13 protein-coding genes are annotated in these 14074 nt (G+C 65.1%); 6 read left to right on the forward strand and 7 right to left on the reverse strand.

Going from position 1 to position 14074, the window contains the following annotated elements; all coding sequences use genetic code 11:
* Positions 1 to 65 precede the first annotated feature (65 nt).
* A complete protein-coding gene (locus tag ACSFA8_RS02245; RefSeq protein WP_435477893.1) occupies positions 66 to 1385 on the forward strand; it encodes a hypothetical protein in 1320 nt (439 codons plus the stop codon).
* On the opposite strand, the gene ACSFA8_RS02250 is transcribed toward ACSFA8_RS02245, so the two are convergent.
* Both ACSFA8_RS02250 and ACSFA8_RS02255 read right to left on the reverse strand, forming a co-directional pair.
* A complete protein-coding gene (locus ACSFA8_RS02250) occupies positions 1386 to 2312 on the reverse strand; it encodes a glycosyltransferase family protein (RefSeq protein ID WP_435477894.1) in 927 nt (308 codons plus the stop codon).
* Positions 2313 to 2392: 80 nt separating this feature from the next.
* The gene (locus tag ACSFA8_RS02255; protein ID WP_435477895.1) at positions 2393 to 3286 is read right to left on the reverse strand and encodes a DUF6279 family lipoprotein; all 894 of its coding nucleotides are present in this window, start codon (positions 3284 to 3286) and stop codon (positions 2393 to 2395) included.
* On the opposite strand from ACSFA8_RS02255, the gene glmU reads away from it, so the two are divergent.
* Positions 3285 to 4685, forward strand: coding sequence for a bifunctional UDP-N-acetylglucosamine diphosphorylase/glucosamine-1-phosphate N-acetyltransferase GlmU (gene glmU, locus ACSFA8_RS02260; RefSeq protein WP_435477896.1), 1401 nt, complete (start codon positions 3285 to 3287; stop codon positions 4683 to 4685). The two genes, ACSFA8_RS02255 and glmU, sit on opposite strands and share 2 nt — an antisense overlap.
* A 9-nt stretch (positions 4686 to 4694) precedes the next feature.
* On the opposite strand, the gene ACSFA8_RS02265 is transcribed toward glmU, so the two are convergent.
* Entirely contained in the window at positions 4695 to 5192 is a 498-nt protein-coding gene (locus ACSFA8_RS02265) for an Lrp/AsnC family transcriptional regulator (protein WP_435477897.1), read from the reverse strand.
* Between the two features lie 140 nt (positions 5193 to 5332).
* On the opposite strand from ACSFA8_RS02265, the gene glmS reads away from it, so the two are divergent.
* Positions 5333 to 7222 (forward strand): glutamine--fructose-6-phosphate transaminase (isomerizing), encoded by a 1890-nt coding sequence (glmS, locus tag ACSFA8_RS02270; protein WP_435477898.1) that lies wholly within the window; start codon positions 5333 to 5335, stop codon positions 7220 to 7222.
* Positions 7223 to 7306: 84 nt separating this feature from the next.
* Here glmS and ACSFA8_RS02275 read toward each other — a convergent pair whose 3' ends face one another.
* Complete coding sequence (locus ACSFA8_RS02275; protein WP_435477899.1) at positions 7307 to 8113, reverse strand: DUF1266 domain-containing protein; 807 nt, start codon at positions 8111 to 8113, stop codon at positions 7307 to 7309.
* Positions 8114 to 8116: 3 nt separating this feature from the next.
* A complete protein-coding gene (locus ACSFA8_RS02280) occupies positions 8117 to 8638 on the reverse strand; it encodes a hypothetical protein (RefSeq protein ID WP_435477900.1) in 522 nt (173 codons plus the stop codon).
* Positions 8639 to 8893: 255 nt separating this feature from the next.
* Between ACSFA8_RS02280 and ACSFA8_RS02285 the strand changes: the two genes are divergently transcribed.
* Positions 8894 to 9454, forward strand: a complete 561-nt coding sequence (locus ACSFA8_RS02285) for a hypothetical protein (protein WP_435477901.1) — start codon at positions 8894 to 8896, stop codon at positions 9452 to 9454.
* Between the two features lie 62 nt (positions 9455 to 9516).
* On the forward strand, positions 9517 to 10590 hold the full coding sequence (locus ACSFA8_RS02290; protein ID WP_435477902.1) for an aldose epimerase family protein: 1074 nt from the start codon (positions 9517 to 9519) through the stop codon (positions 10588 to 10590).
* 17 nt (positions 10591 to 10607) lie between these two features.
* On the opposite strand, the gene ACSFA8_RS02295 is transcribed toward ACSFA8_RS02290, so the two are convergent.
* Both ACSFA8_RS02295 and ACSFA8_RS02300 read right to left on the reverse strand, forming a co-directional pair.
* The gene (locus ACSFA8_RS02295) at positions 10608 to 11525 is read right to left on the reverse strand and encodes an SMP-30/gluconolactonase/LRE family protein (protein WP_435477903.1); all 918 of its coding nucleotides are present in this window, start codon (positions 11523 to 11525) and stop codon (positions 10608 to 10610) included.
* Positions 11526 to 11554: 29 nt separating this feature from the next.
* On the reverse strand, positions 11555 to 12514 hold the full coding sequence (locus ACSFA8_RS02300; RefSeq protein ID WP_435477904.1) for a LysR family transcriptional regulator: 960 nt from the start codon (positions 12512 to 12514) through the stop codon (positions 11555 to 11557).
* A gap of 88 nt (positions 12515 to 12602) precedes the next feature.
* Here ACSFA8_RS02300 and ACSFA8_RS02305 point away from each other — a divergent pair, with 88 nt between their 5' ends.
* The gene (locus tag ACSFA8_RS02305; RefSeq protein ID WP_435477905.1) at positions 12603 to 14054 is read left to right on the forward strand and encodes an aldehyde dehydrogenase family protein; all 1452 of its coding nucleotides are present in this window, start codon (positions 12603 to 12605) and stop codon (positions 14052 to 14054) included.
* Positions 14055 to 14074 lie beyond the last annotated feature (20 nt).

Below are 14074 nucleotides of genomic sequence, written 5' to 3' on the forward strand. Positions count from 1 at the left end.
CCGGGGTGAAACTCGATGACCATGCCGCGCCGATCCGTCCGCCACGGCCGACTCCACTTATCTAAATGACTGTTCTTGCCCTTGTGCGCCGGGTCGCGGCGGTTGGCGGCGTTGAGACCCTGGGCGTCATCGCCGGCGGGTTGGCCGGCCTGCTGATCGTCAATGTCTTGCCCAAAGACCAGTACGCCCAATACACCTTCCTGCTGGCGTGCATGACCCTGCTGCTGGGCGTCACCGACCTTGGCATTGCCCATTGCACGCTGCCCGTGGTGGGCCAGCGCGCGCGCGAAGTGCCCTGGGTGGTTGGTGCATGCCAGCGCGTGTTTCATTGGCGCTGGGCATTGCTCGGCGCAGGGGTGCTGGTCGTGGCGCCCTACCTCTACTACACAACCCGCGAGCACAGCTGGGGCGGGGCGGCGTACTGGATCGCGGCCGCGCTGTTCGTGGTGATCGTGTTGACCACCTTGCGCGAACACTATGCCAACGCAGTGCTGCTGATCCTCGGCCACGTGCCGACGCTCAACAAGATCGGGCTCAAGACGACCGCGGTGCGGCTGGGGTTGGTCTGCCTCGTGCTGCTGTTGCCGATCACGGCCTATTCGGTCACCGGCATCGTGGCCGCGACGGCGGCCGCGGGCATCGTCAGCGTGCTGCTGTACCGCCAGGCGCTGGCAACGCACGGCATCGTGGAAACGCGGCTCGATGCGGGCGACGCGAAGCGCGTCGACGCCCAGGTGCTGCGCATCGCCAAGCCACTGGTGCTGCCGGCTGTCTTCTACCAGGTGCAGGGCGTTGTCACCGTGTTGCTGGTGTCGCTGTTCGGCACCGCGAACATGCTGGCCGAAGTAGGTGCGTTCGGGCGGCTCGCGATGGTGCTGATGGTGCTGGACCGCATGACCAACATATTGCTGTTTCCCGCCATTGCGCGGGCGCCGACCGGCCCGCGCCTGGCCACGACGATGGTGCGCGTGCACCTGCTGTACCTGCTTTGCATGGCGCTGGTGCTGGCAAGCGCCGTGTGGCTGCCGCAATACTGGATCCTGCTGCTCGGCAAGCAGTACAGCACGATGGCGGCCTACGTGTGGATCGTGTTCATGGCCTCGATGCTGAACAACGCCGCCGGCATGGCATTTCGCACGCTGACGGTTCGCGGCACCACGGCCAACCAGAGCTTCAGCATTCCCCTGGTGCTGGCGGTCCAGGCGCTGTACCTGTGGCTGTTCGGCGCGGCCGACCTGCGTGCGGTGCTGCTGTTCAACCTGGCGACCGCGTTCGCCAATTTCGGCTACCAATATCTGCTGCTGGCGGTGGCGCTGCCGCAGTTCCGTGCGGCAGCGCCACCGCCCCCGCCCCCGCCCCCGCCGGCGGTCAAGGGCGCCGGCTGACTACGTGCGCCGGTACACCCGGCCGATCGCACCGGCGATCTGCATGGTGAGCTTGCGGCGAGCCAGCTCGTTGTCCGAAAAGACCCGGATCGGGTGGTTGGCGAACGCAAAGTAGGCCTTTGCCGGCAGCGAGGGCGGAAAGCCCCGCAGTGCGCGCCGGATGTGGCCGCCGTGCCAGGGTTTCGCCGGGCCGATGGCATGCGACAGGTAGTAACCGCCGGGCATGAAATCCATGCCGTCTGCGCCTACAGTGTTGAGCTTGTCGTCGCAGGCTGTCAGCGCGAAGTTCATCGCATCCTGATCGGTCGAATTGAACAATGCCGCGCCGCCCCCCACCTTGATGAGCTTGGGCCCGTTGTAAGCCACCACCACCTCGCAGACGCGACGCCACAGGTCGAGAAACGCGATGCTGCTGCGCGGGATGCCGATGAAGCCGGCATTGAAATACCGATCCAGCGGGCGCCGTTCGACGAAGCCATGCGGCGCGAAGTGCTCGCGCCACAGCAGGCGCTTGGGATGGCGCGCCGGAAAGCGGAAGTTGACGTCTTCGCACAGCGCGACGCCGCCGTCGAGGAACCAGCCGGCCAGTGCCGGCCAGTCGCATTTGACGACGATATCGGGGTCGATGTAGGCCACCGTGTCGAGCTGCGGGTTCTGCGCCAGCAGGTCGGCGATGAAAGTGGGCTTGTAGTAGGTGAAGTGCAGTGGCGTGTCGAGCACCACGAAGCGCAATACCAGCGAGGGGCTCGCCTGAAAGTGGCCGACTTGCGGGTCGAAGCCCGGCGCGTCGAGTAGCCAGCGCGGCAACGGCCCGCGGTAGCCGACCCACAGTTCGCCCTGGTAGCCCGACGCCACCAGCGAATTTGCCAACGCGGCCACGCCGTAGTGGTAGTTGCCCTCGAAGAGCGTGCAGAGCGAGATGTTCATTGGTGGGAGGGTGGTTGGCGGGGCCGCAACGTTGCGGCGAGGGCAGTGTAATCAAGGGCCGCAAGGGCCGTGCCACGGCGTCACTGCGCCAAGGCAAGTTGCCGCGTATCGGTTTGGTACGCCTGCAGGCGCCGCACCGCGCGCTCGCGCTGCGCGGCCGATGTGCCGTTGTGAAGCGTCGCGACGTTGCGGCAACCCTCCTGCAGCATGGACTGCTGGTAGGTGCGCCAGGGCCCGGGCGGCGGGTCGGCAATGCGCTGGACATACGCGCGCAGCGCGGCGCGCACTTCTGCTGGCGGGGTCTGGTTGCCCCGGAATCCGCGCAACAGCGCCAGCGCCTCCTGCTGGCGGTTGCGGCGCTCGGCGTCGACACGCTGCGCGCTGAACGCCGATTGCGCCACCTGCTGCCGCAGCAGCTCGCGCTGCGGCTTGTCGAGCGTGCCGTAGAAGTCCTCGTTGCGTTCCAGCAACCGGTCGTAGCGCTTGTCCTGCTGCCCGGCCGTGCTGAGCGCGAGCCAGTCTTTGCGGTACTCGTCGTTGACTTTGGCGTACTTGCGTTCGAGCTGCTGCAGCTGCGCGTCGCTGAGGCTCAGCGCGAGTTCGGCGCCGGCCGCCTCGGCGCGTTCTGCCACCGCCAGCAGGCGGGCGCGGATCTCGTCGCCGACTTCGCACACCTGTGCCGGCGTGATGTCGTCGGTCGCCAGCGCCTCGGCCTTCTGCAGCAGGCGCGTGACTTTGGGCAGCTCGCTGCGGCGGTGCCAGGCCAGCAACTGCGCGAGCTCGTCGCGCATGCGGGGTGTCTGGGCGCCGTCGAAGTCGACATACCCGTCGAGCCACCAGTAGCTCAGCTCCGGCAGGTTGTTGTAGGCCAGCTTGACCGTGCTGCAGGCGGCCAGCAGGGAGGCCAGCAGCAGCACGCCGATAATTCGCGACTGCTTGGCGCAGCCACAACGCATTCGGGAAACAAGACGCATGACACAGATTCCGCAAGACAACCAGGGGCCGGTCGACATCGTCGTCATGGCGGCCGGCAAGGGCACGCGCATGAAGAGTAGCTGGCCCAAAGTGTTGCACCGTTTGGCCGGCCGTGCGCTGGTGTTGCATGTGCTCGATACGGCGGCCCGGCTGAACGCCCGGCACGTGGTGGTGGTGACCGGCCATGGCGCCAACGAGGTCGAGGCCGCGCTGGCCGGCGCGCCGTGCGCGCCGCGTTTCGCGCGCCAGATGCCGCAGCTCGGCACCGGCCACGCCGTGCAGCAGGCCGTGCCGCTGCTGCCCGACGATGGCATCGTGGTGGTGCTCTCGGGCGATGTCCCGCTGATCCGTGAAGACACCCTGCGGGCCTTGATCGCGGCGAGCGCCGGCCGACGCCTGGCGCTGCTGACCATCGATTTCGACGACCCCACCGGCTATGGCCGCATCCTGCGCGAGGGCGACGCGGTACAGGCGATCGTCGAGCAGAAAGACGCGAACGAGGCGCAGCGGGCGGTCAAGGAGGTCTACAGCGGCGTGATGGCGGTGCCGGTGCGCCTGCTCAAGCCCTGGCTGGCGCGGCTCGACAACCGCAATGCCCAGGGCGAGTTCTACCTGACCGACATCGTGCGGCTGGCCACCGTCGACGGCGTGCCCGTGGTGGCGCACCGCACCGACGACCGCCTGCAGGTCACCGGCGTGAACGACCCGGCCCAGCTCGCCGCGCTCGAGCGTGCCTGGCAGCGCCGCCAGGCCGAAGCACTGATGTCGCAGGGTGTGCGGCTGGCCGATCCGGCGCGCATCGATGTGCGTGGCACGCTGGTCTGCGAATCGGATGTGGAGATCGACGTCAACTGCGTGTTCGAAGGCGCGGTGTCGCTGGGTGCCGGCGTCACGGTCGGCGCCAACTGCGTGATCGCCAATGCGCGCATCGAGACCGGCGCGGTGATCCATCCGTTCACGCACATCGACGGCGAGCAGGCCGGCGTGACGGTCGGCGCCGGCTCGCGCATCGGCCCGTTTGCCCGGCTGCGCCCCGGCGCCCGGCTCGGCGCCGAAGTGCACATCGGCAATTTCGTCGAGATCAAGAATTCCACCCTGGCCGAGGGCGCCAAGGCGAACCACCTGGCCTACATCGGCGACGCCACCGTGGGGGCGCGCGTGAACTACGGTGCCGGCAGCATCACCGCCAACTACGACGGCGCCAACAAGCACCGCACCATCATCGGCGACGACGTGCACGTGGGCAGCAACTGCGTGCTGGTGGCGCCCGTCACCCTCGGCGCAGGCGGCACGGTGGGCGGCGGCTCGACCGTGACGAAATCGACCGCACCCGGCGCGCTGACCGTCGCACGCGGCCGGCAAGTGAGCTTTGCCGACTGGGTGCGCCCCCGGAAATAGCTTGGTGCCTCAGGCCGCCGAGCTGGGCGTGAGCGGCACCCTGGGTTCGAATTTCGAGCGCTTCAGGCTGAAGAAGGCCTTGACGTTGCGCACGTTGGCGTCGGCCGTGAACAGCCGCTGCGCCAGCGCCAGGTAGCCCGGCATGTCGCGCGCGGCCACGATCAGCACGAAGTCGGGGCCGGGCGAGACGCGGTAGCACTGCTGCACTGCGTCGTCGGCGACCACGCGCGCTTCGAAGGCGTCCAGCGCGGCAGTGTCCTGCCGATCCAGCGCGATCTCGACCACGGCTTGCAGGCCGTGGCCCAGCAACGGGGCCAGCCGGTCGGGCGAAAGCAGGGCCACCTGGCGCTCGATCAGACCCGCCGTGCGCAGCCGCTGCACGCGCCGCAGGCAGGTCGGCGGGGAAATGTGAACATCCGCCGCGAGCTGCTGGTTGGTCTGGGAAGCGTCGTGCTGCAATGCATCGAGCAGGCGAATGTCGGTGGCATCGAGCGATATTGATTCCATATTCCAATGAATTATGGAGGAAAAATCCGAAACCAATGAATGAAGAAATTTAATTTCACCAAGTGCGGGAAGTTGGAAGCATTGTTTTCGGCAAGCTGCCTACCATCTCTCCCTCAGACAACTCCTCAAGGCAGCATCCAATGTGCGGCATCGTCGGCGCGGCATCCCATCGCAACATCGTTCCGGTTCTGGTCCAGGGCCTGCAGCGGCTCGAGTACCGGGGCTATGACTCCTGCGGCGTGGCGGTTCACGCCGGCGGCCTGACTCGCGCCCGCACCACCTCGCGCGTGGCCGACTTGCTGACGCAGGTGGCCGAAGACCATGTCGAAGGCCTGACCGGCATCGCCCACACGCGCTGGGCCACGCACGGTGCGCCGGTGGTGCACAACGCGCATCCGCATTTCAGCCACGGCACGGGCGAGGGCGTCGACAGCGCCCGGCCGGCGCGCGTGGCGCTGGTGCACAACGGCATCATCGAAAACCACGAGCCGCTGCGCGCTGCGTTGCAGGCCCGGGGCTATGTGTTCCAGAGCCAGACCGACACCGAGGTCATCGCGCACCTGATCGACAGCCTCTACGACGGCGACCTGTTCGAAGCCGTCAAGGCCGCGGTGCTGCAGCTGCACGGCGCCTATGCCATCGCCGTGATCTGCCGCGACGAACCGCACCGCGTGGTCGGCGCGCGCGCCGGTTCGCCGCTGATCCTCGGCGTGGGCCAGGACGGCAGCGAGAACTTCCTCGCCAGCGACGCGATGGCGCTGGCCGGCGTGACCGACCAGATCGTCTACCTCGAAGAGGGCGACGTGGTCGACCTGCAGCCCGGCAAGTACTGGATCGTCGACCGCGCGCACAAGCCTTTGTCCACCGGGCAGCGACCCGTGCGCACGGTGCAGGCGCACAGCGGCGCGGCCGAACTCGGCCCCTACCGCCACTACATGCAAAAAGAAATCTTCGAGCAGCCGCGCGCCATCGCCGACACGCTCGAAGGCGTGGTCGGCATTGCGCCGGAACTGTTCGACGGCGTCGGCGACAACGGCACGGTGGGCGCCAGCGCGCACCGCGTGTTCAGGGACATCGACAAGGTTCTGATCCTGGCCTGCGGCACCAGCTACTACAGCGGCTGCACCGCTAAGTACTGGCTCGAAGGCATCGCGAAGATCCCGACCCAGGTCGAGATCGCGAGCGAATACCGCTACCGCGACTCCGTGCCGGATCCGAAGACGCTGGTCGTGACGATCACGCAATCGGGCGAAACCGCCGACACGCTGGCTGCACTCAAGCATGCACGCAGCCTCGGCATGGAACAGACGCTGACCATCTGCAACGTCGCCACCAGCGCGATGGTGCGCGAGTGCAAGCTGGCCTACATCACGCGTGCCGGCGTCGAGATCGGCGTAGCGTCGACCAAGGCATTCACGACGCAGCTGGCCGGCCTGTTCCTGCTGACCCTGGCGCTGGCCCAGGCCAAGGGGCGGCTCAGCGACGAAGACGAAGCGCGCTACCTGAAGGAGATGCGCCACCTGCCGGTCGCGCTGCAGTCGGTGCTGGCGCTGGAGCCGCAGATCATCAGCTGGTCGGAAGACTTTGCGCGCAAGGAGAACGCGCTGTTCCTCGGCCGCGGCCTGCACTACCCGATCGCGCTCGAAGGCGCGCTCAAGCTCAAGGAAGTGACCTACATCCACGCCGAGGCCTATGCCGCCGGCGAACTCAAGCACGGCCCGCTGGCGCTGGTGACGAGCGAGATGCCGGTGGTCACGGTGGCGCCCAACGACGCCCTGCTCGAAAAGCTCAAGAGCAATCTGCAGGAAGTGCGTGCCCGTGGCGGCGTGCTGTACGTGCTGGCCGACGGCGACACGAAGATCGTCGGCGGCGAAGGCCTGCACGTGATCCGCATGCCCGAGCACTACGGCGCGCTGAGCCCGCTGCTGCATGTGGTGCCGCTGCAGCTGCTGGCCTATCACACGGCCTGCGCGCGCGGCACCGATGTGGACAAGCCGCGCAACCTGGCGAAGTCGGTGACGGTCGAATGACGCGCATCACCCAACTCCCCTATTGATCTTTCCCAATAACGTCGTAAACGGGCAGTAGCGCCGTAAACGCTCTATGAATGACACTCACAGGGGAGACAGCACCCAAGGGCTCTTTTCATCAGTCATAAGATCTTCGGCAATACCGATAATTCCGCCTAGCGTCATATTCTGGCCTCCCCAACTGGCCCGACCAATGATGTAGCTCTTTGCAAACTGTGGCCAGGATGAAAAATTCAGACGTAATTTTTCATCAACATGCACAAGAATACGGCTGAATTCAGCCTGCTCAATGTATTTGCAGTCCAATGACATCCTTGCAACAGTGACGAGGCGACCGAGATCCCAGGCAAGTATTCCGGCGCTGTAATCCTTGGGGGGATACGAGCCATTAACTTTGTCTTCGAGAAGGCGAAAAATGGATCGCAGATTCTCCAACATCTCCATGGCCTGCTCCAAAGCAGAGAAAACGAGATCTTTTTCCTCGCAGGGCTCCTGCGCGCCAAGCTGCTCACGCACCGTTTCCGGAGAGCCGTATCGACCACTGGCTACCAATGCCTCAAGCACCTCTTGGCGCCCCTCTCCTGAAGCACCATCGCTGTAAACCCGAAAAACAATGTCGTAAAAAAAGCGATGCCCATAGCGACCGAGCCATTCCAGAGTTACAGCCGCCTCCTGAGGCGAGCTTATATCCCAGTATGAGCCAAGCCCCTCGGTGAGAGTATTGTCAGACAGTCCAGTTGTGTAACTGTCGCAATACGCCATGATCTGCTCGGAGTTGATGAGCCCAGCGCGAAGTGCCCGCTGCGCTGCCGGATCCACTGCGGCGCCACTGGGGCAATTTCTGTATTTTTTTCCAGAAACTATCTGCAATAATTTATGCAAGAAACCCATAAATTAGATTTGCTTGAAGGCCGCATTCATGGCGCGATGCTTGAGCGCGCCCACAAGAGCATCAAAGTCCGAATCTTTCGCCATGTGAATGGCATCGAACTCAAATTTTTTAAACGCCGTTGATGGCGCACTAATTTCTATCGTTTTCTCTGCGCTCGATGTTGAGGTTTCCGGAATATCCGTGATGGTGATTTTATCGATTGCGTCATAGTTCACGGTGGTCAGTACGCCAGCGAATTTCTTAACGGTCGTGAAAGACATGCTGTGCTCATCAAGAACAATGCTGGCTCCTTGGCTATTGGCCGCCCGCTTCTTAAAAAGTGTTGCAACCGTAAGATACGTGACAAAAGCCCCGAGTAATATGAGGGCGCCATTGGCCACGCCTGTCGGCAGGTGAAGCCGCAAGGTTCCTATTTTCAGATCGGCAATTGGATAAAATATTGCGGCAATGATGATTACCGGGCCAATAAGACCGAAAACGTACTCAAGAATCGAGTATTCCATTTTATAATTAATGGCCTGCATGCAGTATATTTCCTTATAGCTTTGTTTTGACTGGGGCGGTTGCCCGGTAGGTAGTCGGTTGTGCAAAATTCATCCAACTACGTCTACTGTAACAAAACGCGTACAGTGCCCTCAGCTTGCCGCTCATGTCGATCGCGAAACACCAGGAACAACCCCGATGAGAAAGCCATCCATTGGCAGCATTGCCTTTGCCAAGACTCATGTCAGCGTAGCGCTAGACCATGGTCGAATGCTTCACGTCTTCCCTGTCAGTCAATGACCGTAAGAGAATCCGTGCGCAATTCGTGCATCGCGATGGCGGTGAGCTCAATTCTGGCTGCTTGCGATTCACACAATCCCCAGCCGCCTGAGCGAATGCCACCCGCGGCTGTTGCCTACAACACGGTGATACTGCCGCCAGTCGTGTACGGGAATTACCAGGGCCGCCAGATGTCTGAATCCGATGACGCGTGCGGCGTGCCGAACCCGTTGCGTCAGGCGGTGCAAGATCAGCTGAAGGCGCGGTATGAAGTTGTGCTCCCCGTGTTGGGTACCGGAAGGGACGCCGCCCCTTTGCTGAAGATCGAAATCATGGACATAGTGACCGTCAGCGCCGGTGGCCCCACGATCGTGGTCATCCATGCTGTGCTCGAACGACCGGGACTGCCAACTGCGCAATTCAAAGGCCTGCGCCAGATGCACACCCAATACTCTGATATCACGGCGGAGACCACTGAATGCAGCTCAATGGATGCGCTGATTCACGGGTTGGGCGCAGACGTTTCGAAATGGATGATCAAGCCGGTGGACGGGGTGTCTCTAGTGAACGGAGAGTAAGCCCCCTGTCGGCTACATCCATCCCCCTGCAGAGGCTGATGACCAAACTGGAGTAGGACTGCTTGACTTCAAAAATCACCGAACGCCCCTACGGCCGCATGCCCGACGGCCGCGAGGTCACCGAGTACACGCTCGACAACGGCCGCGGCCTGCGCCTGGCCGCCATCAACTACGGCGGCATCGTCACGGCGCTGCATGTGCCCGATCGCGACGGCCGCAGCGACAACGTGGTGCTGGATCTGCCATCACTCGACGACTACGTCGCGCGCAATCCGCATTTCGGGACGATCGTGGGGCGCTATGCCAACCGCATCGCGGGCGGGCGCCTGGCGCTTGATGGCGTGTCGCACCAGCTCACCGTGAACGACGGCCCCAATTCGCTGCACGGCGGCTTGAAGGGTTTTGGCGCGCGCTGGTGGGCGCTGGCCCCCTCGCGGGATGATGCCACCGGCGACGTCGCACTGGAACTGCGCTACACGAGCGTCGATGGCGAAGAGGGCTACCCCGGTGAGCTCCAGGCCACCGTGCGCTACACCCTCAGCGCCGCCGCCAACGAATGGCGCATCGACTACCACGCCGTGTGCGACCAGGCGACGGCCGTCAACCTGAGCCACCACGACTACTTCAACCTGGCCGGCAGCGGATCGGTGCTCGACCACCGGCTCACCATCCCGGCCAGCCGCTACACGCCCGTCGATGCGACGCTGATCCCGACCGGCATCGAAGCGGTGGCGGGCACGCCCTTCGACTTCCGCGCCGCGACGCTGATCGGTGCGCGCATCCGCGAAGGGCACCCGCAGCTGCTGCGCGCGCGCGGCTACGACCACAACTGGGTGCTCGACCGCAGCAGTGATGTTGGCGACAGCCTGGCGCTGGCGGCGCGGCTGGCGCACGAGGCATCGGGTCGCGTGCTGGAGATCCACACCACCGAGCCGGGCGTGCAGTTCTACTCGGGCAATTTTCTGGATGGCAGCCTGGTCGGCACGGCGGGCCTCGCCTGGCGGCAGGGCGATGGCCTGTGCCTGGAAACCCAGCACTTTCCGGATTCACCGAACCAGAACGGATTTCCGTCGACCATCCTGCGGCCGGGCGAAGTGTTCCGCAGCACGACGCTGCATCGGTTCGGCGTGGCTTGAAGCGTCGGCCGGCCGGGCTACCCGGCGAAGCGCCCGGCCGGCACGCCGCCGCCATCGACCCGCACCGCGAACAGCCCGCCCGCCAGCGGCTCGGCCGCGCGCTGTTCCGGCGTCAGCCCGCTCGCGGCGCTGGTGATGAACAGCGTGCGCAGGTCTTCACCGCCGAAAGCGCAGTTGGTGATGTGCCGTGTCGGCAGGCGCACGCGGCAGAGTTCGGCCGCCGTCACCGGGTCGTGGCAGCTCACACACGCAGCGCCCCAATGGGCGATCCAGAGCCGGCCTGCGGCATCGGTGGTCATGCCGTCCGGAAAACCATCGTCCTTGGCAAAGCGCAACCATTGGCGCTTGTTCGACAGCGTGCCCGCGGCCGCATCGAAGTCGTAGGCATACACGCGTGCCGTCACCGTGTCGTTGAAGTACATCGTGGCGCCGTCCGCCGACCAGGTGGGCCCGTTGGTCACGGCGAAGCCATGCTCGTGCTGCGTGCAGCGGCCATCGGCGTCGTAGCGGTAGAGCGCACCGGTGGGCGCTTCGCAGGCAAAGTCCATCGTGCCGCCCCAGAAGCGGCCCGCCGCATCGCATTTGCCATCGTTGAAGCGGTTGTCCGGCAGGGTCGGCTCCGGCTGGTGCAGGTAGCGCGGCGCGGGTGCCGGCTCGGCCGGGTCGAACAGTGCAAAGCCGCGCCGGAGCGTGACGATCAACCCCGGCGCTGTGGCCCGCTCGGCCACCGCCGAGATCTCCTCGTCAAACTGCCAGGTCGTGCGCGCTGCGTCCGAAGGCCGGAACCGGTGCAGCTGGCACGAAAGGATGTCGACCCAGTAGAGCGCCTGCTCGCGAGGCGACCACAGGGTGCCTTCGCCCAGGGTCGCCCCCGCAGCCCAGATGCATTGAGGGGAACCCGAGACGACGGGCGCGGGCAGCAGTGGTGTGTTCAATCGCAACTCCGTTGGGGTGCAGGCGCGGTTCAGTCGGGATCCAGGCGCCGCCCGTAAACCTTCAGGCTCTCGTCCTTGAGCGCCTTCATCATGATCTTCGCCGCCGGCGAGAGCAGCCGGTCGGTTCGCGTGATGATGCCGAAGGCGTCCATGTGGCAGGGCATGGCGAGCGGCAGCACGGCCGCGATGCCGTGCGCGGCGTAGTAGCGCCCGACCTCGGTGGCCAGCACCGCGATCATGTCGCTCTGCTCCAGCATGCGCGTGATGAAGAGCAGGGCGGCGCTCTCGATCACGTTGAGCGGTGGCGCCAGGCCTTCTTCCTGGTACATGAGCTCGAAGCGATGCCGCAGCACGCTGCCTGCGGGCGGCACGATCCAGCCGGCCGACACCACGTCGCGCAGCGTCAGCCCGGTCATGCCGAGCAACGGGTGGCCGGGACGCACCACCGCGCACACGGGCTCTTCGATCAGCGCCTCGTAGCGCAGCTTCGATTTGTCGTGCTCCGCGAACAGCCGCGCCACCAGGATGTCCAGCTTGCCTTGCTCCAGGCGCTCCAGCAGCACCGGGCTGGTTTCGATTTCGAGCGAGACGCGCAAGGTCGGCTGGTCGCGCTTGACCACGGCCACCGCACCGGGCAGCAGCGCCAGGCCCGGGGAGGTGATGGCGCCGATGTTCACCTGCCCGAAGCGCCCTGCCTTCAGTGCCGTCAGCTCGTCATGCGCCTGGTTCAGGCTTGCCAGTGCGACGCGGGCATGCCGGATCATGGTCTCGCCATACCAGGTGGGCCGCATGCCGCGCGGCAGGCGGTCGAACAAGGAGACCTCCAGCACGTCCTCGAGGTCTTTCAGCAATTTCGATGCGGCCGGCTGCGTCATGTTGAGCACCTGCGCCGCACGATGGATGTTGCCTTCCTCGGCCAGCGCCACCAGCAACAGCAGCTGTCGAGTCTTGAGTCGCGCACGGATGAACCAGTGCGTGTAGTTCGTCATGGGGTTTACCTGAATGCTGTTTCTGGCATTGATTCAATCCAAATCTTGATTGGAAAGTTATGGGCGCGATTCTTACACTCGCCCCACTTTGAAACGCAGTGACATCACACAACACGCCCGCCATTACATCAATGGCCGTTGGGAGACTGGCGTTACCGCAGGCCTGAGCGGCAACCCGTCGGACACCAGCGAAGTGGTCGCCGAATACGCGCGTGCAGATCGGAGCCAGACCGAACTCGCGATCCGCGCCGCCGCCGACGCCTTCCCGCAGTGGAGCCAGACCACGCCGCAGCGGCGTGCCGATGTGCTGGACCAGATCGGCAGCGAGATCCTCGCGCGCAAGGATGAACTGGGCTTGCTGCTGGCGCGTGAGGAAGGGAAAACCCTGCCGGAAGCCATCGGCGAGGCTGCGCGCGCGGGGCACATCTTCAAGTTCTTCGCCGGTGAAGCCTTGCGTGCAGGCGGCGAGACGCTGCCATCGGTGCGCCCCGGCGTGCAGGTCGACATCACGCGCGAGCCGGTCGGCGTGGTCGGGCTCATTGCACCGTGGAACTTTCCGTTGGCCATTCCCGCGTGGAAGATCGCGCCCGCACTGGCCTACGGCAATAGTGTCGTGTTCAAGCCCGCCGAGCTGGTGCCCGCCTGTGGCTGGGCGCTGGCCGACATCATCAGCCGCGCCGCATTGCCGGCCGGCACCTTCAACCTCGTGATGGGCAGTGGCCGCGAGGTCGGGCAAACCATCGTCGACAGCCCGCTGGTTGATGCGCTGAGCTTCACCGGCTCGGTCGCCACCGGCGAACGCATCCTGCATTCCGCTGCCGCACGGCGTGCCAAGGTGCAGCTCGAGATGGGTGGCAAGAACCCGCTGGTGGTGCTCGAGGATGCAGACCTCGATCGGGCGGTTGACTGTGCCGTTCAGGGCGCCTACTTCTCGACCGGCCAGCGCTGCACGGCGTCGAGCCGCCTGATCGTCCAGGCGTCCGTGCACGACGCGTTCGTGGTGCGCGTGCGCCACCGGCTTGCGGCCTTGCGCGTTGGCCATGCACTGGAACACGGCGTGGACATCGGGCCCGTGGTCGATCGCGGCCAGCTCGAACAGAACCTGGCATGGATGAAGATCGCCCGCGACGAAGGCGCGGAGCACGTGTTCGGTGGCGACACAGTGCAGCGCGCGACCGCAGGCTATTTCATGAGCCCGGCCCTCTTCATCGCGAAGCCGTCGCACCGCGTTGCGCGCGAAGAGATCTTCGGCCCCATCGCCTGCGTGCTGCAGGCCGACGACTACGAGCACGCGCTGGCGTTGGCCAACGACACGCCGTTCGGTCTTTGCGCGGGCATCTGCACCACCTCGCTCAAGCATGCGACGCATTTCAGGCGCCACGCCAGGGTTGGCATGACGATGGTCAATCTGCCGACCGCGGGTGTCGACTTCCATGTGCCGTTCGGCGGGCGTAGGGGGTCGAGCTACGGGCCGCGCGAGCAGGGCCGCTATGCCGCGGAGTTCTACACCTCGGTCAAGACGGGGTACATGATGGCCTGAGCCAATCAGGCCGAAGAGTT

This window comes from Variovorax nitratireducens, from assembly GCF_051216545.1.
Taxonomy (GTDB): domain Bacteria; phylum Pseudomonadota; class Gammaproteobacteria; order Burkholderiales; family Burkholderiaceae_C; genus Variovorax.

Bases quoted from the DNA above. Each gene is read 5' to 3' on its own strand.
- ACSFA8_RS02245 (WP_435477893.1), top strand. From the start codon at position 66: ATGACTGTTCTTGCCCTTGTGCGCCGGGTCGCGGCGGTTGGCGGCGTT.
- ACSFA8_RS02250 (WP_435477894.1), bottom strand. From the start codon at position 2,312: ATGAACATCTCGCTCTGCACGCTCTTCGAGGGCAACTACCACTACGGC.
- glmU (WP_435477896.1), top strand. From the start codon at position 3,285: ATGACACAGATTCCGCAAGACAACCAGGGGCCGGTCGACATCGTCGTC.
- ACSFA8_RS02255 (WP_435477895.1), bottom strand. From the start codon at position 3,286: ATGCGTCTTGTTTCCCGAATGCGTTGTGGCTGCGCCAAGCAGTCGCGA.
- ACSFA8_RS02265 (WP_435477897.1), bottom strand. From the start codon at position 5,192: ATGGAATCAATATCGCTCGATGCCACCGACATTCGCCTGCTCGATGCA.
- glmS (WP_435477898.1), top strand. From the start codon at position 5,333: ATGTGCGGCATCGTCGGCGCGGCATCCCATCGCAACATCGTTCCGGTT.
- ACSFA8_RS02275 (WP_435477899.1), bottom strand. From the start codon at position 8,113: ATGGGTTTCTTGCATAAATTATTGCAGATAGTTTCTGGAAAAAAATAC.
- ACSFA8_RS02280 (WP_435477900.1), bottom strand. From the start codon at position 8,638: ATGCAGGCCATTAATTATAAAATGGAATACTCGATTCTTGAGTACGTT.
- ACSFA8_RS02285 (WP_435477901.1), top strand. From the start codon at position 8,894: ATGACCGTAAGAGAATCCGTGCGCAATTCGTGCATCGCGATGGCGGTG.
- ACSFA8_RS02300 (WP_435477904.1), bottom strand. From the start codon at position 12,514: ATGACGAACTACACGCACTGGTTCATCCGTGCGCGACTCAAGACTCGA.